The sequence below is a fragment of the Kineosporia succinea genome, assembly GCF_030811555.1.
In the GTDB taxonomy this organism is placed as follows: domain Bacteria; phylum Actinomycetota; class Actinomycetes; order Actinomycetales; family Kineosporiaceae; genus Kineosporia; species Kineosporia succinea.
In genome coordinates, this window is sequence record NZ_JAUSQZ010000001.1 from 5,312,114 (window position 1) to 5,330,284 (window position 18,171).

Here is an 18,171-nt window from a genome sequence, read left to right on the forward strand (position 1 = left end):
TGACCTCGACGACGCCGAGATCGCCCGCACCCTGCGGATCTCGCTGAGCTCGGTGCGGGCCACGGCCTCCCGGGCCTTGGCGACGCTGCGGGCACAGCGGGCCGTCCCGGAAGGCCGAGCAGAGGGAGCCCGATGACGGACCTGGTGGAACGCCCGCTGAGCGAGACCTTTCACGAGGCCGCGCTCGAGGCTCCGGTGCCCGGTGACCTGACCCGCACCGCGCGGGCGGCGGTGCTTCGCCGGAACCGGCATCAGAACCGGCATCAGAACTGGGATCGGAACTGGCAACAGAACCGGCATCGGAACCAGTATCGGCGTCGGCTGGTGACCGGCGCGGCGTCGGTGCTGACCGGCGCCGTGATCGTCGGGATGTTCCTGATCACCCAGGAGCGTGAGACCACTGCACAGTCGGCTGAACCGGTGCCTCTCTTCTCCGGCCCGCTCACCCGTGAGGAGTGTCCGGGCAACCGAGCCGGTGGAACGGGAGGCTTCTTCACCGGTGACACCCTGCCCCCGGCGCGCGAGCAGGCCGAGCTCTTCGGCCGGGTCTCGGTGCTGCCCGAGCATCCGGACGCCCGTCTGGTCGGGGTCGGGACCACCGAGCAGCGCCGGGAGTTCGCCTATGTCCGGCCCAACGGCTACCGGGTCGGGGTCATCGAGTTCGTCCGGGTCGACGCCGGCTGGTACCTGGAGGGCAAGGCCTGGTGCTGACTGTGCGAGGCTGACGGTGTGCAGCGCCCGGTTCTCCGCCTCGCCGGACTCTTCACCCTGCTGGTCCTCGCCGGCCTGCTGACCTGGGCCCTCCTGCCCGTCAGCGCCGACGGCCTGCAAGACGCGGTGCAGCGCTTCGGGCTCCTGGCGGCCCCGGTGTACGTCGTCGTGTCCGGCGTGCTGGGGCTGGTCTTCGTGCCCGGCCCCCTGCTGTCCGCGGCGAGCGGCGCGATGTTCGGCACCGGTGTCGGCTTCGTCTGCAGCGTGCTCAGCTCCATGCTGACGTCCGTGCTGGCCCTGCTCATCGCCCGCCGGGCGGGCAGACCCGCGGTCGAGGAACTGAGCAACGAGCGCGTGCGGGCGCTCACCGAGCTGGCCCGCCGCCACGGCACCTTCGCGGTCTTCGTGCAGCGCCTGATCCCCGGCGTCCCCGACGCCCCGCTCTCCTACGCCTTCGGGCTCCTGGGCCTGCGGGCCCACCAGATCGCCCTCGGCACCCTGATCGGCTCCGCCCCCCGGGCCTTCGCCTACACGGCCCTGGGGGACGCGGCGGTCACCGGCAACGGTTCCCTCGCCCTGGTCGCGACCGGGGTCGGGATCGCCGTGAGCGTGATCGGCGTGGCCGCCGGCTGGTGGCTGACCCGCCGCCACAGCCGCTCCGGCTCCTGACGGCCACGCTCCTCGGTCCCCGCGAACCACAGCCGACGACTGGTTTCCCTACGCAACAGTCAGATGGCGTCAAGTCCTGACATTTACCGCCACGTCCGTTACCGTCTGCTCAGCCCCCGACCGGGACACCGTCCCTGCCGGAGTGGACGACGGATCCCCCCGAATCCCGACCGGTCCGGTCGTCCACCCGTGCATCGAACTCCGCCCCACCCCCGAGGAGATCTGATGGTCCGGAAACGAATAGCGGCGACGGTCGCCCTCGCGCTCGCCGTCCCGATCAGCGCCCTGGTGCTGCCCGCGTCCGCCGGTGCCGCCGCGTCCACCCCCACCGACGCCCCCGACATCACCCTGGGTACCAAGACCCCGGAGCTGGTCGACGGCAAGCAGGTCGACGCCCCGAGCGCGTACAAGGCCAAGGCCCAGACCAGGAAGGCCGCGGCCGGCGAGACCCCGGCCGTCGGCACCGTGCGCCAGTGGGTGGCCTCCGACGACACGCAGGGCTACTACCGCAAGGACTTCACCCTGCGGGGCGTGGGCGACCACATCGAGGTCTGGGTCGCGAACGACATCGCGTTCCCGGCCGGTGACTGCCGCAACGCGGTCGCGGGCAGCACCACGGTGACCGACGCGCAGGTGGCCGGGCTGATCGACCAGTTCGACGACAACATGTACCCGAAGGAGACCGCGGCCTTCAGCACCCCGCCCGACCGCGACGGCTCCAACGCCCTGCTGAAGCCGGACGCGAACGGCAACGGCGGCGTCTACACCGGCGGCGGCGAGAAGACCGTCACGCTCGTCGACAACGTGCGCGACGACAACTACTACGACTTCCCGGCCGTGCAGACCTACACCGCCGGCTTCTTCTCGTCGTACCTGAACGAGATCTTCGACCGCAACGTCATGACGATCGACGCCTTCGACTGGACGCACCGCACCACCGCGGACCCGGCCGACGCGGCGACGAGCGACCCGTGCACGAGCCGCCCCGCGCGTCCGTGGCTCTACGAGGGCGTTTTCGGGCACGAGTGGCAGCATCTGCTGCAGTACTACACCGACCCGAACGAGGTGAACTGGGTCAACGAGGGTCTGTCGGACTACGCGATCGAGCTCGACGGCTACGCCAACTCCACGGCGACCGTGAACGAGCCGGGCTTCGACAACCACATCATCTGCTTCCAGGGCTACGGCTCGGTGGCCACGCAGTACAACCCCAACCCCCGCGACTGCGGTGGGGCGCAGAACTCGCTCAACCTGTGGGGTGAGGGCGGCGACAACCCGAACGCGGTGCTGGCCGACTACGGTCACGCGTTCTCGCTGATGCTGTACCTGCGCGACCACTACGGCGCGGACTTCCTCACGGCCCTGCACAACGACGGTGACGCCCAGGGCCTCGACAGCCTGGCCGCCCTGCTCAAGAAGGCCGGCGCCAAGAACGTCTACAGCGTCCTGCACGACTTCCAGTCGAGCACGCTGCTCGACGCCTTCCTCGACGCCTCGAGGAAGTCCGAGGTCGAGGGCATCTCGAAGGCCCGGGCCACGAGCAAGAGCCTGGAGTCGTCGGTCAACCTCGAGAACACCCAGTCGTACGCCGAGCCGGGCGCGGCCCCGAACGGCGCCGACTACGTGGCCCTGACCAAGAAGGGAAAGGCGCTGCGCGGCAAGGATCTCGACTCCGTGACGTTCAGCGGCGCGAAGACCCTCCCGGCCGTCCCGCTGTCCTGGACGATCGTGAACGACGACCCGGACCGTCCCGGCAACCCGGTGCTGTTCTCCGGTGACGCGAACAACACCGACGCGGCCCTCGTCACCCCGGTCACCGTGCCGGCCGCCGACCCGACGCTGCGCTTCCTGGCCAAGTACGGCGCCGAGGCGACGTACGACTACGGTTACGTCAGCGTCTCCACCGACGGCGGAAAGACCTACAGCGCACCGATTCCGGGCAGCAACACGGTGGACGACGGGCCCCTCGGCCCGGGTCTGAACGGCACCACCGACGGTTTCGAGGCGCAGGAGTTCGACCTGTCGGCCTACGCGGGCCAGGACGTCCTGGTCAGCATCCGGTACGTGAGCGACGGCGGCGTCAACGAGGGCGGCCTGCTCGTCGACGACATCACCGTCGGCGCGACCACGGTCAGCGACGGCTCGAGCCTGGAGCCGTTCGACTCGCCGACCGAGATCGTGCCGGTGACCGTGCACAACTGGAACCTGCGCCTGGTCGGCCTGGACGCCAAGAAGCACAAGGCGGTGCAGGTCTCGTTCGACGGAAAGAACAGCGTCAAGCTCTCGAAGAAGAGCGCGGAGCTGAAGAAGCTGAAGAAGTCCGACCAGGTCGTGGCGATCGTGGCCTACGACGAGCCGACCGAAGAGGTCCAGCAGTACGCGCCGTACACGCTGACCGTCAACGGCACGGTGCAGCCGGGCGGCAGCGCCCCGAACTGAGTCCTGAAATACCGCATCAGAACTGAACAATGAGTAACGCGGGTGCCCGCCGTCGACGACGGCGGGCACCTTCGCGTGGGGGAGGGCCGGCCCGTTGCCCGCCGGCCGGACCCCGGGCTGTCAGCCGCTTCTCCGGCCTGACCGAACGGCGGGTTACCGGATGGTCAGGGCAGGAGGCGGCACCGGCTCGGTTACGGTCGGTGCCGCCTTCGGGCGCTCCACCCGCCTCCTCGAGGAGTTCTGATGGCCCGGAAACGAGCCGTGGCGCTGATCGCCGCGGCGCTCGCCCTCCCGCTCGGCGCCCTGGCGTCACCCGCCCGGGCCGCGGTGACGCCGGTGGGTCCGGACGCGGTCATGGGCTCCTCGGCGCCGCTCCTCATCGACGGTGAGAAGGCGCCCACGCCAGAGCGTTACCGCCCGGCGGCCGAGGCCCGGAAGGCCGGGGCGGCCGGGACTCCCGAGGTCGGCACGGTGCGCCAGTGGCTCGCCGACGACGAGACGGCCGGCTTCTACCGCAAGGACTTCACGCTGCGCGGCGTGGGCGACCACATCGAGGTCTGGGTCGCGAACGACCTGGCGTTCCCGGAGGGCGACTGCCGCAACGCCGTGCCGGGCACCACGAGTGTCAGCGACGCCCAGGTGGCCGGGCTGGTGCACGAGTTCGACACCAACATCTACCCGGAGGAGACCGCCGCGTTCTCGACGCCACCCGCCCGGGACGGCTCGAACGCCCTGCTGGGCCCGGACGACGACGGCAACGGCGGGGTGTTCACCGGCGCCGGCGAGAAGACCGTCACCCTGGTCGACAACATCCGCGACGACAACTTCTACGTCGGCCCGAGCGTCACCGGTTTCGTCGGGGGCTTCTTCGTCCCGTTCCTCAACGAGCAGTTCGACCGGAACGTGATGACGATCGACGCGTTCGACTGGACGCACCGCACCACCGCGAACCCGCCGGACGCGGCCACCCCGGACCTGTGCACCAGCCGCCCGGCCCGGCCCCGGCTCTACGAGGGCATTTTCGCGCACGAGTGGCAGCACCTGCTGCACTACTACAACGACCCGTTCGAGACGGTGTGGGTCGACGAGGGCCTGGCCGACTACGCGATGGCCCTGACCGGGTACAGCAACTCGACCGCGACCGTGAACCAGCGCGGCCACGACAACCACCTCATCTGTTACCAGGGCTGGGGTCCGGTGCAGACGCCGTACAACCCGAACCCCCGGGACTGCGGCGGTCCGCAGAACTCGCTGAATCTCTGGGGCGAGGACACCGGCAACGCCGCGTCGATCGTGGCCGACTACGGGCACCCGTACGCGCTGATGCTCTACCTGCGTGACCACTACGGCCCGCAGGCCATCTCGGAGCTGCACCGCGACGGCGATCACCAGGGCCTGGCCGCGATCAAGGCGGTGCTCGGGAGCGGAGGCGACCTCTACGGGGTGCTGCACGACTTCCAGTCGTCGATCCTGCTCGACGCCTTCCTCGACGCCTCGAGGAAGTCCCGCGTCGAGGGGGTGGCCAAGGAGCGGGTCACCAGCGCGAGCATGACCGCCTCGGTGAACCTCGGCAACCCGCAGTCGTACGCCGATCCCGGGGCGGCCCCGAACGGCGCCGACTACGTCCGGCTGACGCGCGGGGGCGCCGAGCTCCGCGGAAAGGACCTGGACGAGCTGGTCTTCCGGGGTGCGAGGACCCTGCCGGTCGCGCCGCTGGCCTGGACGATCGTGAACGACGACCCGGACCGTCCGGGCGATCCGGTGCTGTTCTCGGGCGACGGCGACAACATCGACGCGGCCCTGGTCACCGCGGTCACGGTGCCGGCCGCCGACCCGACGCTGCGGTTCCGGGCCAAGTACGGTGCCGAGGCGACCTACGACTACGGCTACGTGAGTGTCTCGACCGACGGCGGAAAGACCTACGGGGAGCCGATTCCGGGCAGCGGCACGGTGGACGACGGGCCGCTGGGTCCCGGGCTGAACGGCACCACCGAGGGTTTCGAGCCGCAGGAGTACGACCTGTCCGCCTATGCGGGCCGCACGATCCTGGTCAGCATCCGGTACGTGAGTGACGGCGGGGTCAACGAGGGCGGCCTGCTCGTCGACGACGTGTCGGTCGGCGCGAGGGTGGTCAGCGACGGGTCGAGCCTGGAGCCGTTCGACTCGCCGACCGAGATCGCGCCGGTGGCCGTGCACCACTGGAACCTGCGGCTGGTCGGGTTCGACGACCGCAAGAACCGCGCCTACCAGGTCACGTTCGACGGCCGTCCGTCGGTCGACCTGGGCCGCCGCAGTGCCGAGATCCGGGAACTGCGCAAGGCCGACCGGGTGGTGGCGATCGTCGCCTACGACGAGCCGACCGGCGACGTGCAGCAGTACGCGCCCTATTCGCTGACGGTCAACGGGGCGCTCCAGCCCGGTGGTGGCCCGCAGGGCTGACGACAGGGGACGACGGTGCCCGCCGTCGGGGACGGCGGGCACCGTCGCGTCAGCGCACCAGGGCCGAGCGCACCCCCGGCAGTTCCCGCAGCCGGGTGACCAGTTCGGCCCGGCTGGTGTGGTGCACCACCTCGTACGACTGGTGCCCGGCGCCGTCCTCGCCGATGTACGACGACGACGCCTCGATGTCGCAGTCGGCGCCGGCGAGCGCCACGGTCACCCGGGCCACCATGCCCGGCGTGTTCTCGCAGACCAGGTCGATCATCGACAGGTGCGAGCCGGCCCGCACCCAGGCCAGGCGGGCGTTGCGGGCGGGGTCCTTGGCCAGGGACGCCAGGGCCTGCGGGCAGTCGGACGCGTGCACGACGATGCCCCGGGTGCGCGAGAGCACGCCCAGCAGACCGCGTCCCGGCACCGCGTGGCAGCAGCCCGGCCAGGTCAGGGTGACACCGGTCAGGCCCGGGGCGGTCACGTGCAGGAGCGGCACCCCGGCGGGCGTGGGAGCCGGTCCGGGCGGGGTCTCGTCGTCGGCGGGAGCGCTGCGCGGCGCCGGGGTGGACGGCGCGGTGGCCGGTGCCGACGACACGGAGGACGCGGAGGACGCCAGCGCCTCGGCCAGCGTCTCCAGCTCGATCCGGCCGGCGCCGACCTCCTCGGCCAGGGCCTCCAGCGAGTCCAGCCCGGTCGCCCGCAGCAGCGCGGACTCGGCCTGGGCCCGGGGCAGCACCCGCTTGCGCGAGAGCAGCTGCACCAGAGCGGCTTCGCCGCTGGCCCGGTCGCTGTCGCGGCGCTGCCGGGTGTGCCAGGCGCGGATGCGCTGCCGGGCCCGGGCCGTCACGGTCCACTCCAGCCAGTCCAGCGACGGGCCGGTGGTGCGGCGGGTGATGATCTCGACCGTGTTGCCGCTGATCAGGCGGGTGCTCAGCGGCACCAGGGCGCCGTTGACCCGGGCTCCGGAGACCCGGTCGCCGATCTGCGAGTGCACCGCGTAGGCGAAGTCGACCACCGACGAGCCGGCCGGCAGCGAGATCACGTCACCGCGCGGGGTGAGCACCCAGATCTCCTCGGAACGCAGTTCACCGGCGACGGCGGACAGGTACTCGGTGTCGTCGACGCTGTCGTCGTGCCAGTCGAGAACCCGCGACAGCCACTGCGGTTCGGTGCCGGTCTCGTGCTTGTAGGCGTGGTGGGCGGCGCTGCCGTTCTCGGCCGCGGTGTGCATCTCGTGGGTGCGCACCTGCACCTCGACCATGCGGCCGTTGAGCAGCACGGTGGTGTGGAGGGAGCGGTAGGCGTTGAACTTCGGGCGCGCGATGTAGTCCTTGAACCGGTCGGGCACCGGCTCCCACAGGGCGTGCACCAGGCCGAGCACCCGGTAGCAGTCCTCCACGTCGTCGACGAGCACCCGCACGCCGATCAGGTCGTGCAGGCTCTCCAGGTCGCGGCCGGAGACGTGGGTCTTGCGGTAGATGCTCCACAGGTGCTTGATCCGGCCGGTGATCTGGTGCCGGTGGCGACCGGTCGATCCGTCGGTGGCGTTGAGGTGCGCGTCGAGCGCCGTCATCGCCTCCTGCAGGGTGTCCTCCAGGTGAGGACGGTTCACCAGCTCGGCGCGCAGTTCCAGGTACTCGTCGGGCAGCGCAACCGCGAACGCCCGGTCCTCGAGTTCGGCCTTCATCAGGGCGAATCCGAGACGGTGGGCGAGCGGGCCGTGGATGGCCAGCGACTCCCGGCCGATCCGGGCGGCCTTCGCCGAGGGGAGCGACCCGATCGTGCGCAGGTTGTGCAGCCGGTCGGCCAGCTTGATGGTGACCACCCGGGGATCGGCCGCCAGAGCCACGAACAGCTTGCGCAGCCGTTCGGCCTCGGTGCGGTCGGGGTGGTCGCCGCGCACGGCCGCGACCTTGGTGGCGCCGTCGACCAGGACGGCGACCTGCGGGCCGAACTCCTCCCGCACGTCCTCCAGGGTCACCGAGGTGTCCTCGACGGTGTCGTGCAGCACCGCGCCGATCACCGTGACCGGCTGGGCCCCGAGCCCGGCCACGATCGTGGCCACGGCCAGCGGGTGGGTGATGTAGGGCTCGCCGCTGCGCCGGAACTGCCCGGTGTGCGCGAGGATCCCGTAGCGGACGGCCTTGGTCAGCTCGGCGCGGGCCGTTTCGTCCCAGTGCGCGACGGCCTGGTCCAGGTCGGCGACGGCGGCGGTGACAAAGGCGTCGCCCGACCCGATTTCTGAACCCACCCGGGTCCGATCGGCACGCACGCCGGGCGGGTGAAGTTTTCTCTCTCCCGGATCGTCAGGCACCAGTGATCGTTTCCTTACCGTGCAGAGGCGCGGCGCCATGGGTCAGGCGTGACCCCGGACGGTGAGCCACGGGCCGACGTAGCGGTTGATCGTGTCCTCGCCCGGGACGTAGAGGCGGTACTTCGGCACCAGCTTCGACTTCGGCCAGACCGCGGAGAGGCTGTCGCAGCCCCGGGAGCCGGTGGTCAGGGCGGGCGAGGTCTCGATCTTGGTCTTGCCGACCTGCACCTGCAGCTTGTAGTCGACGTACCGCGGCCCGGGGATGCACGTCCGGAACGTGACCTTCTGGCCGTACCTGGGGGTGCGGTCGGAGATCTTCAGCGTGCCCGTGCGCCGGGCCTTGGCGATCGTGTAGGTGCCACTGAAGGACGCGGTGGACTCGGTGTCGCTGTCCCCGGTGCGGTAGGTGAGGGTGGAGGTCCAGTGGAACCGGCCGACGCCCTCGAGTGTGGGGCAGTGCTGCAGGGTGCCCGTGGCCGGGGCGTCGGTGCTGCCGGAGGAGTAGCCGCTGCCCGTGGTCTCGTCGACCTCGGTGGTCGCGTCCCAGGACGTGGCCCCGGCCGGCGGCCGGATCGTCGTGCGGAGCTGGATGCACCCACCGCCCAGCTTGGCCGTGCCGTTCGCGACCTTCACGCTCGCGCCGGTGGCGTCGGCCGCCCGCACCGGGCCCGCCCCGGCCACCCCGCCGACGGCCAGCCCGACGGAAGCCAGCACCGCGACGGATGCCCTGGTCAGTGCCCGGATCATGGTCAGCCTTCCCGCATTCCAAAATGACACCGCTCAGTGTCAGGGTGGCGGGGAGATCGAATCGCCGGTCGAGTTCCCCCGGCGCGAAGAATGAGGGATAAGGCCGAGGCGAGCGCCCTCTGATCGGCTGATGGCGATCAGGAGCCGGGATGGTGTGCCCGGCCATCGCGTCAGGCGACGTGAGAGGCGTCCTCAAGACGACCGGGCTGGGGCGTGAGCTGCTGCATGGTCGCCAGCACGACGCGTCCCCGGGCCGTGAGCGAGTAGCGGACCGAGACCGGCACGGTCGGGGTGACCACCCGCGCGACCAGGCCGTGGTGCTCCAGCTCACGCAGCCGCGCCGAGAGCATGCGGGCGGAGATGCCGGTGACGATGCCCTCGATCTGCCCGAAACGGTCGGCGCCGCGGCTGAGGGCGAGCAGCACGCCCCCGGTCCAGCGCTTGCTGAACACGGCGGTGATCTCGGCCAGCGAGGAACGGTCGCAGGCCTCGTCGTCGATCGGGGGACCGAAAGGAGTTTCCACCCACCCAAGGTAAGTCACTAACATCGTGGTTGCCAGGCGCTCCGCCCGCAGCGAAAGCTGGTGCGCATGCCTGACTACGGCCACCCGATCCGGTTCGGGACCTTCATCACCCCCACGGCCGCGAACGCCTCCCGTCCCGGCGAGCTGGCCGTGCTCAGCGAGGAACTGGGCTTCGACCTGGTGACCTTCCAGGACCATCCCTACCAGGCCGGGTTCCTCGACACCTGGACGCTGCTGACCTGGGTCGCGGCCCGCACCGAGCGCATCCACCTGTCCGGCAACGTGCTCAACCTGCCGCTGCGCCCGCCCGCCGTGCTCGCCCGATCGGCCGCCAGTCTCGATCTGCTCAGTGGCGGCCGGGTGAGTCTCGGCCTCGGGGCCGGGGCGTTCTGGGACGCGGTCGAGGGGATGGGCGGCCGGCGGCTCACGCCCGGTCAGGCGGTCGACGCGCTGTCCGAGGCCATCGACGTGATGCGGGGGATCTGGGACGCGGGGGAGAGGCGGCCGTTGCGGGTCGACGGTGAGTTCCACCGGGTGGACGGGGCCAAGCGGGGACCGGCGCCGGCCCACACGATCCCGGTGTGGATCGGCGCGTACAAGCCGCGCATGCTGCGCCTGACCGGGCGGCAGGGTGACGGCTGGCTGCCCTCGCTGCCGTACCTGAAGCCCGGAGACCTGGCGGCGGGCAACAAGATTCTCGACGAGGAGGCCCGGGCCGCCGGGCGCGACCCGGCCGAGATCGTTCGCCTGCTGAACATCTCGCCGAACGAGACCGCCGACGACCTGGTGCGCCTGGCCCTCGAGGAGGGCGCGAGCACCTTCATCCTGGCCAGTGACGATCCGCGCGTGCTGCAGGCCTTCTCGGCGGACGTCGTGCCGGTGGTGCGCGAGCGGGTGGCTGCGGCCCGGTCGGCGAGCGGCGTGGCCGAGGTGGTGTCGGTGCGAACGGCGGCCCAGAAGGCCCGGCGGGCCGAGGGCATCGACTACGACGGGGTGCCGTCGTCGCTGGCCGAGCGGGCCGTCGAGCCCGCCGACCCGGCCTATGCGCGCTACCGCTCCGGGTATCTGCGGGGAGGTGCCCCGGGGCTCGTGCTGAGGCCGCAGTCGATCGAGCAGGTCTCCGACGCGGTGCTTTTCGCGAGCGCCCACCGGGACGTTCCGCTCGGTATCTTCAGCGCCGGGCACGGGCTGTCCGGGCGCTCGCTCAACCAGGGCGGTCTCGTCATCGACGTCGGCGCCCTCAATCGCGTCGAGATGGTGGACGCGGCGGGCGCTTTGGTACGGGTCGGTCCGGGTGCGCTCTGGGTGGACGTGGCCCGTGAACTCGCGCCGCACGGGCTGGCGATCACCAGTGGTGACTACGGTGGCGTCGGGGTCGGGGGTCTGGCCACGGCCGGTGGGGTGGGCTGGTTCGCCCGCGAGCACGGCCTGACCGTCGACCTGCTGCGCTCGGTCGACGTGGTGCTGGCCGACGGAACCGTGAAACACGCCTCGGAGCAGGAGAACCCGGACCTGTTCTGGGCGGTGCGCGGGGCCGGGGCCAACTTCGGGGTCGCGGTGTCGTTCACGTTCGAGGCCCGGCCGGTCGAGAAGGTGGCCTTCGCCCAGCTGGTCTTCGACGCCGCCGACGTGCCCGGTTTCCTGACGGCCTGGGGTGCGGCGATCGAGGCGGCCGACCGGCGCGTCACCGGGCAGGTCATCCTCGGCCCGCCGCGCGGTGGACGGCAGGTGGCCCAGGCGATGCTGCTGGTGAACTCCTCCGACCCGGACACGATCGTCGGGATCCTGCAGCCGATCGCCGACATCGCGCCGCTGCTCGACCAGTCCGTGGCCCTGACCACCTACGACGAGGTCATCGGGGCCTTCGTCAGCGACGCGCCGCAGCAGGCGCAGGGCGAGCCGCTCTCGCACTCCGGCAACATCGGGCACCTGACGCCGGCGTTCGGGCGCGAGGTCGAGGCGATGCTCGCGGCCGGGGGCTCGTACTTCTTCTCGGTGCGGGCGGTGGGTGGGGCGGTCGCCGACGTGCCCGCCGACGCCACGGCCTACGCCTGGCGGGACGCGAACTTCTCGGTGGCGGCGTTCGGTTCGGCCCCGGCCGGTTTCGACCGGTACTGGGACCGTCTGCTGCCGTACTTCGAGGGCCTGTACCTGAGCTTCGAGACCGGCACCGGCCCGGCGGCGCTGGAGCGGGCCTTCCCGCCGGCGCACCTGTCCCGGCTGCGGGAGCTGAAGCGCCGTTACGACCCGACCGGGCTATTCCGGGACAACTTCTTCGTCCCGCCGGCCTGAACCGGCTCGGGGCCGGCCGGGATCGGGAACCGTCGGGCAACGGCCCGGTCCAGGCCGCCCGGGGGCGGCGCCGCAGACTCCGGCCCAGTCACCGGCGCGGGCGGTGCTGCGCTGCCGGGAGACCTGATCACATGGTCGGGCCGGTCCCGTTCGCCGCCCGACCGCCCCGCGAGACCACCCGCATCCCGACCGTGGCAGTCTCGCCGACGTCCATCGTCTGCGCCTTCTGCACCCACTTGCGCACCGGCAGCAGGTAGCCGCCCTCGCGGGGCCACAGCGAGGTCTCCCAGGAACTCGCGCCGATCGTCGCCTCGACCGGAACCATGCCCCACCCGTAGGTGACGTCGGCCGCGACCTCGCGCACCGCGTCCACCATCTCAGGGGGGATCGGCAGGAAGTAGTAGGGCGCCGGGCCGCGCCACTCGATCAGCTCGGCCTCGAAGCGGAAGTCCACGACGAGCAGTATTCAGCTCAGGCTCTCGGCCTGCACCACGGTGTCGCGGGCCGGTTTGGGCCGGCCCAGGTAGTACCCCTGCGCGAGTTCGCAGCCGATGTCCGCGAGCCGGTCGAGCTGTTCGCGGGTCTCCACGCCCTCGGCGACCACGTCGAGGCTGAACGCGTGGGCGGCGGTGACCATGAGCTCGACCAGGGCCTGGGTGGGCGTGTCGTCGGCGTGCAGGAAGCTCTGGTCGATCTTCAGGGTGTCGACCTGGAGCTTCTGCAGCTGGCCGATGCTGGTGTAACCGGTGCCGAAGTCGTCGAGGCTGACCGTGACGCCGAGGGCCCGCAGGTCGCGCAGGTGGGCGTCGGCGGTGGGCTCGTCCATCAGGGCGGTCTCGGTGATCTCGAGCACCAGCCGGGCGGCCTCGAGACCGCTCTCGTGCAGGGCCTGGCGCACCTCGTCGACGAGCGACGGCGAGGCCAGGTGCCGGGCCGAGATGTTCACCGAGACGGTCACGCCGCGATGGGTCTCGGGATCGTCCCAGATCCACCCGGCCAGCTGCCGGGTCGCGGTACCGAGCACCCAGCGGCCGATCTCGCAGATCAGCAGGCTCTCCTCGGCGGGCGGGATGAAGCCGGCCGGGGGCACCAGGCCGCGTTCGGGGTGGTTCCAGCGGATCAGCGCCTCGTACGAGCGCAGGCTGCCCGTGGCCACGCTCATCACCGGCTGGTAGTGCAGCTCGAACTGCCCGTCGGCCAGCCCGGCCCGGATGTCGGCCTCCAGCTTGGCGCGGGCCTCGAGCTCGGTGCGCAGCGCCATGTCGAACACCTCGGCCCGCCCGCGTCCGTTGCTCTTGGCCCGGTAGGCGGCGAGATCGGCGTCCTGGAGCAGTTTCTCGGGATCGGTCCGGCCGTCGCGGCACAGTGCGATGCCGATGCTGGCGCCCACCGAGGCCTTGCCGCCGGCGGTCATGATCGGCTCGCTGACGGCCCGCACCAGGCGGTCGGCGACGGCCATCAGCTCGGCCGGGGGCGGCACCGGGTCGACGAGCACCACGAACTCGTCACCGCCCTGCCGCCCGATCACGTCCCCGGCGCGCAGCACGCCCTTCATCCGCTCGGTGACCGTGCGCAGCACCTCGTCGCCGGCGGCGTGCCCGAGCTGGTCGTTGACGCGTTTGAAGAAGTCCAGGTCGACGAACAGCACGGCGGTGGTCGTGCCGTTGCGCCGGGCCCGTTGCAGCTGGGCGGCCAGGAGCTCCATCAGGTAGGCGCGGTTGGGCAGGTCGGTGAGCGGGTCGTGCGCGGCCTGGTGCACGAGGTCGTCGCGATAGGCGTCGCGCTGCCGGGTCGAGGCATTCAGCTCGCGGGTGGCCAGCGACATCCGCAGCGGCACGAGCAGGAACAGGAAACTCGGGAAGATCGCGAGCGGCACGTGGTTCAGCTCGGAGTCGTGGAACTTGTCGTACACCAGCATCGCGGGCACGGCCATCAGCGCCCCGCTGGTCAGGAGCAGCCGGACCGGGGAGAACGCCCGGGCCTCCCGGTTGGCGGCGGGGGCCGGGGCGGTGGCGGAGCGCAGTGACCCGTAGCCCCAGGCGACGACACCGACCAGGTACAGCGACTCGTACCAGCGCTGCTGCGGCGTGACGAGGATCCCGGAGGCCCCGTAGAGCACGTTGCCCACCAGCCCGGCGACCACTCCGACCACGAGGGCGGCCACGCCCAGTCCGTTCACGGGCAGGGGGGAGCAGGTGATGAGCGACATCGCCAGGGCCAGGAGGGCGAACGAGGCCAGGGGGAAGATCAGGGCGAGCTGCTCGGCGCCGGTCAGGCCGCCGGTGAGGGGGCTCGAGCCGGTGACCCAGAGCACGAGGCCGCCCGCGGCGGTGATCACGGCGGTGTCGAGCACCCCGGCCACGTCGAACCGGCGCCGGTGCTGCAGCATCACCAGAGCCGCACCGGCCATCACGTACTTGACCGTCCAGAACAGGTCGCACCACGACGGGGACGGCAGCGCCTCGCCGCGGGCCAGGTAGCCGGCCTGGATCGAGTCGGCGACGGCCCCGGCGAGCATCGCCAGCGCGAGAGCCAGCCAGACGTGCCGTCGTTCGCGGTCCAGCCGGGCGGCCACCAGGGCGGCCACGGCCGAGCCGGCGATGATCGCGGCCTGCAGGACAGACCGGGGGATCCCGGCCGGTACCAGCCAGTACGCGCCGAGCGCGAGGGCCGCGACGAGAAGGAAACGCCGCCCGGCGTCGAGACGCATGGCTGTGTCGTCGGCCCCGGCCCCGGCCGGGTGAAGGGCGTCTCACCCCTCCGGGCGCCGCCGCGCGAGCTCGTCGGCCACCAGCGCCACGTGCAGCGAGACCCGGATGCCGGGATCGTCGAGGTCGAGCCCCAGCACCTTCTGCAGCCGGGCCAGCCGGTCGTAGAACGCGGCCCGCGACAGGTGCAGCGCCGCGGCCGCGGTCGACTTGCCCGCCGGGTGCTCGAGCAGCGCGCGCAGCACCGGGGTCAGGGGCGCCGCGGCGGTGGCGTCGTACTCGCGCAGCGCCCGCAGCTCGCGGTCCACGAACAGCCGCAGCCGGTCGTCGGTGCCCAGCAGGGTGAGAAGGCCGCGCAGGTGCACGTCCTCGAGCCGGTGCACCCGCGGGCCCTGGCCCGGTGTGCTCAGCGAGTCGGCGACCTGCCGGGCCTCCAGCAGCGTGCGGTCGATGGAGTCGGGTGACGACACGGCCCGCCCGGCGCAGGCCACCACCGCGTGCCGCTGCGCCACCCGCTCGGCCAGCCGGTCGATCGTGGCCCCCTCGTCGGCGGAGTGGGGCATCGACACCAGAACCCGCACCTCCCGGTCGATCTCGCACACCAGCACCGGAACCCGGGCGCTGTGCACCACCGAGGCCACCACGTCGTCCAGGTCCGGCCGCCCGGCCCCGACCCGCGCCGGGCGGAACACCAGCCCGGCGAACCGCCGCCGCTCCACCGGCAGCCCGGCCAGCTCGCAGCGTCGCAGCACCTCGTCGGAGGGCGGCCCGGCCTGCAGCGTGACCAGCAGCTCGTGGTGCCGGCGGCGGGTCAGGTTGTCACGGTCGCGGTCGTGCAGACGGTGCAGGGCCAGCGACGCGGCGGCCCGTTCGGCCACCGCGACCAGCCGCTGCGGCGGACGCTCCGGCGAGCCGATCACCAGGCGTCCCCACGACCGCTCCCGCGTGCCGAGCCGGGTGACCAGCCAGCCGTTGCCCTCGTCCCAGCCGGTGCGCCCGGTGATCACGACCCGCGCCGACCGGGCGGGCCAGCCGTCCAGGAACCCGTGCGACCCGTCCGGCCCGGGCCGGAAGTCCAGCGGCCGGTGCTGCTCGTTCTCCAGCACCACGGGCGCCGCCGCCAGCCGGCCGACCGCGTCCAGCACCTCCGCGGGCCCGGCCTCGCCCGAACTCAGCTCGGTGAACGTCTCGTGCACCCGCTCGGCATCGCGCAGTTCGGCGAGCTGCCGGTCGACCACCAGCTCGCCCACCGTCTGGATCACGGCGGCGAACCGGGTCTCGTGGGTGAGGGCGACCAGCGGCAGATCCAGTTCACCGCACGCCCCGACCAGGGCGGCGGGCAGCGACCCGTACCAGCGGCGTCCGTACTCGACGATCAGCCCGGCACACTCGGCCTCGTGCAGGCTCCGGGCGAAGTCCCCCAGGGCGTCGTCGGCCGGCAGCCCGACGCCGGTCGTCAGCACCAGGTCACCGGGCCGCAGCAGCGGTGCGATGTCGGCCAGCTCGGTCGCGTGCACCCAGCGCAGCGGCCGCTCCAGCCCGGCGTGGCCGGCCAGCACCACCGGGCCGCCCTGCCGCACGACCGGCAGCTGCAGCACGTCGGCGACGCTCAGGTGGGGCACGCCTCCGCATTCTGCCCCAGACCTTGCCCTCCTGGCCCGGAGAGGCCCGCCGTCCGGCCCGAGGCACCGACGTTCTGCCCGGGGCACCGGTGTTCTGGCCGGAGAGACCGCCCGGGACCCCGCGTCCGCACGAGGGGTTCGCTCTCGGTGACCGGACGCGGGGCCGAACCGGTCAATCTCCCGGCGACACTGACAGCCCCGGCCCGCCCGGCCGAGAACCTGCACATGCCGGGGCCGAGAACGAGCCTGCGGGCGGCCTGCCTGGCGGGCACGCCCAGCGCCGTGCTGATCCTGTCCCTGGCCTTCCTCGACCCGGCGCGCGACCTCGCCGTCGTGATCTACACGCTGTCCGTGGCCACGTCCGGCGGCCTGCTCGTGTTCGCCGTGAGCCGCCTGCCCGTCCACGCCCGCCGCCCCTGGTACTGGCTCCTGGCCATGCAGACCGCCGCCCTGGCCGGTGAGATCTACTCCGGCGTGCTGCAGTTCGGCGACGGCGACGCCTGGGCCACCCCCGTCGACGTGCTCTACATCAGCTCGTACCTGTTCACCGCCTGCGGCGTGGTCGCCCTCGACCGGCAGCGCAATCACCGCCCACCCTTCGGCGGCATGCTCGACGCCGCCATCGTCACCGCCGCCGCCGCGGTGCTCGCGCTGGTGTTCGTCATCCTGCCCCTGCTCGCCGACACCTCCGAGACCGTCGCCTCCCGCATCACCGGCAGCCTCTACCCCCTGATGGACGTGCTGCTCGTCTTCCTCGTCGCCCGCCTGCTCGTCGCCAGCCCGGGCCGGTCCGCCGTGGCCTACTGGGTCGTGGCCGCGATCAGCTGCTCACTGGTCGCCGACATCTCGATGAACGTCATCCTGCTCACCGGTGGGAGCACCGACTTCCCGCGCTGGATGAACATGGTCTGGGCCTGCTTCTACGCCTTCGTCGGCGCCTCGGCCGTCTGCGCCGGGCGCGGCGGGGAGGTGGTGCGCGCCCCCGCCATCGACGGCAGCGGCCTGACCGTGCCCCGGCTCGCCGTGCTCGCGCTCGCGGCCGGCATGCCCCTGGCCGTGCTCATCACCCGGATGTCGTTCGGCGAGTACGAGGGCGCCGTGCTGCTCGGCATCGGCTCGCTCCTCCTGCTGATCATGGTGATCGCCCGGATCTACGACCTGCTGCAGGAACTGCGCCGGCAGTCCGAGCAGATGGCGCTGATGGCCCGCACCGACCCGCTCACCGGCGTGGCCAACCGGCGCTCCTGGGACTTCGAGCTGGCCCGCACCATGGCCGCCGCCCGCGGGAGCGGCCGGATGCTCCTCGTCGGGCTGCTCGACCTCGACCACTTCAAGCGCTACAACGACACCTTCGGCCACCAGGCCGGTGACGAGCTGCTGCGGGAGGCCGCCCGGGCCTGGAGCGTGGCCGTCGGCCCGACCGGCCGGATCGCCCGCTGGGGCGGTGAGGAGTTCGCCGTCGCGCTGAGCTGTTCGGGCGTCGAGGAGGGCCTGCACGTGCTCGACGAACTGCGCCGCCTCGTGCCCTACCAGCAGACCTGCTCGATCGGCGTGGCCCGCTGGAACGGCACCGACGACGCGGCGACCCTGCTCCAGCAGGCCGACACCGCGCTCTACGAGGCCAAGGGGTCCGGCCGTAATCGCACCGTGCTGGCAGCGGTCACGGTCGAGGTGGCCTGACACTCTGTGCGGGAATCGGGCCGAACGCCGACGGA

General features: G+C 72.1%; 12 protein-coding genes. 6 read left to right on the forward strand and 6 right to left on the reverse strand.

The window, feature by feature from the left end; all coding sequences use genetic code 11:
- Window positions 1–132: 132 nt before the first annotated feature.
- The 4 genes from J2S57_RS23095 (at window position 133) to J2S57_RS23110 (ending at window position 6,258) form a co-directional block, all read left to right on the forward strand.
- Window positions 133–711: a hypothetical protein gene (locus J2S57_RS23095; protein WP_307246477.1), complete on the forward strand. Its 579-nt coding sequence runs from the start codon at window positions 133–135 to the stop codon at window positions 709–711.
- 18 nt (window positions 712–729) lie between these two features.
- Window positions 730–1,380, forward strand: a complete 651-nt coding sequence (locus J2S57_RS23100) for a TVP38/TMEM64 family protein (protein ID WP_307246479.1) — start codon at window positions 730–732, stop codon at window positions 1,378–1,380.
- A 225-nt stretch (window positions 1,381–1,605) separates the two neighbouring features.
- Window positions 1,606–3,819: a choice-of-anchor J domain-containing protein gene (locus J2S57_RS23105; RefSeq protein ID WP_307246481.1), complete on the forward strand. Its 2,214-nt coding sequence runs from the start codon at window positions 1,606–1,608 to the stop codon at window positions 3,817–3,819.
- Between the two features lie 243 nt (window positions 3,820–4,062).
- Window positions 4,063–6,258, forward strand: coding sequence for an immune inhibitor A domain-containing protein (locus tag J2S57_RS23110; protein WP_307246483.1), 2,196 nt, complete (start codon window positions 4,063–4,065; stop codon window positions 6,256–6,258).
- 49 nt (window positions 6,259–6,307) lie between these two features.
- Here J2S57_RS23110 and J2S57_RS23115 read toward each other — a convergent pair whose 3' ends face one another.
- From J2S57_RS23115 to J2S57_RS23125, 3 genes are all read right to left on the reverse strand, one after another.
- A complete protein-coding gene (locus J2S57_RS23115; protein ID WP_307246485.1) occupies window positions 6,308–8,500 on the reverse strand; it encodes a RelA/SpoT family protein in 2,193 nt (730 codons plus the stop codon).
- Between the two features lie 105 nt (window positions 8,501–8,605).
- On the reverse strand, window positions 8,606–9,310 hold the full coding sequence (locus tag J2S57_RS23120) for a hypothetical protein (protein WP_307246487.1): 705 nt from the start codon (window positions 9,308–9,310) through the stop codon (window positions 8,606–8,608).
- 170 nt (window positions 9,311–9,480) lie between these two features.
- A complete protein-coding gene (locus tag J2S57_RS23125) occupies window positions 9,481–9,834 on the reverse strand; it encodes a winged helix-turn-helix transcriptional regulator (RefSeq protein ID WP_307246489.1) in 354 nt (117 codons plus the stop codon).
- A gap of 66 nt (window positions 9,835–9,900) precedes the next feature.
- On the opposite strand from J2S57_RS23125, the gene J2S57_RS23130 reads away from it, so the two are divergent.
- Entirely contained in the window at window positions 9,901–12,126 is a 2,226-nt protein-coding gene (locus tag J2S57_RS23130; RefSeq protein WP_307246491.1) for an LLM class flavin-dependent oxidoreductase, read from the forward strand.
- Window positions 12,127–12,253: 127 nt separating this feature from the next.
- Here the strand turns inward: J2S57_RS23130 and J2S57_RS23135 are convergent, their stop codons facing one another.
- Genes J2S57_RS23135 through J2S57_RS23145 form a run of 3 tightly spaced genes read right to left on the reverse strand, consistent with a single transcriptional unit; the run spans window position 12,254 to window position 16,456 of the window.
- Entirely contained in the window at window positions 12,254–12,580 is a 327-nt protein-coding gene (locus J2S57_RS23135) for a DUF1905 domain-containing protein (RefSeq protein ID WP_307246493.1), read from the reverse strand.
- Between the two features lie 12 nt (window positions 12,581–12,592).
- Window positions 12,593–14,836, reverse strand: coding sequence for a putative bifunctional diguanylate cyclase/phosphodiesterase (locus tag J2S57_RS23140; protein WP_307246495.1), 2,244 nt, complete (start codon window positions 14,834–14,836; stop codon window positions 12,593–12,595).
- Between the two features lie 42 nt (window positions 14,837–14,878).
- Window positions 14,879–16,456: a PucR family transcriptional regulator gene (locus tag J2S57_RS23145; RefSeq protein ID WP_307246496.1), complete on the reverse strand. Its 1,578-nt coding sequence runs from the start codon at window positions 16,454–16,456 to the stop codon at window positions 14,879–14,881.
- Between the two features lie 147 nt (window positions 16,457–16,603).
- On the opposite strand from J2S57_RS23145, the gene J2S57_RS23150 reads away from it, so the two are divergent.
- Window positions 16,604–18,136: a GGDEF domain-containing protein gene (locus J2S57_RS23150; RefSeq protein WP_307246498.1), complete on the forward strand. Its 1,533-nt coding sequence runs from the start codon at window positions 16,604–16,606 to the stop codon at window positions 18,134–18,136.
- Window positions 18,137–18,171 lie beyond the last annotated feature (35 nt).

What these genes read in the sequence shown, in the direction of transcription:
- J2S57_RS23110 (WP_307246483.1), top strand. Translation starts at nt 4,063, where the DNA reads ATGGCCCGGAAACGAGCCGTGGCGCTGATCGCCGCGGCGCTCGCCCTC.
- J2S57_RS23140 (WP_307246495.1), bottom strand. Translation starts at nt 14,836, where the DNA reads ATGCGTCTCGACGCCGGGCGGCGTTTCCTTCTCGTCGCGGCCCTCGCG.
- J2S57_RS23120 (WP_307246487.1), bottom strand. Translation starts at nt 9,310, where the DNA reads ATGATCCGGGCACTGACCAGGGCATCCGTCGCGGTGCTGGCTTCCGTC.
- J2S57_RS23130 (WP_307246491.1), top strand. Translation starts at nt 9,901, where the DNA reads ATGCCTGACTACGGCCACCCGATCCGGTTCGGGACCTTCATCACCCCC.
- J2S57_RS23105 (WP_307246481.1), top strand. Translation starts at nt 1,606, where the DNA reads ATGGTCCGGAAACGAATAGCGGCGACGGTCGCCCTCGCGCTCGCCGTC.
- J2S57_RS23095 (WP_307246477.1), top strand. Translation starts at nt 133, where the DNA reads ATGACGGACCTGGTGGAACGCCCGCTGAGCGAGACCTTTCACGAGGCC.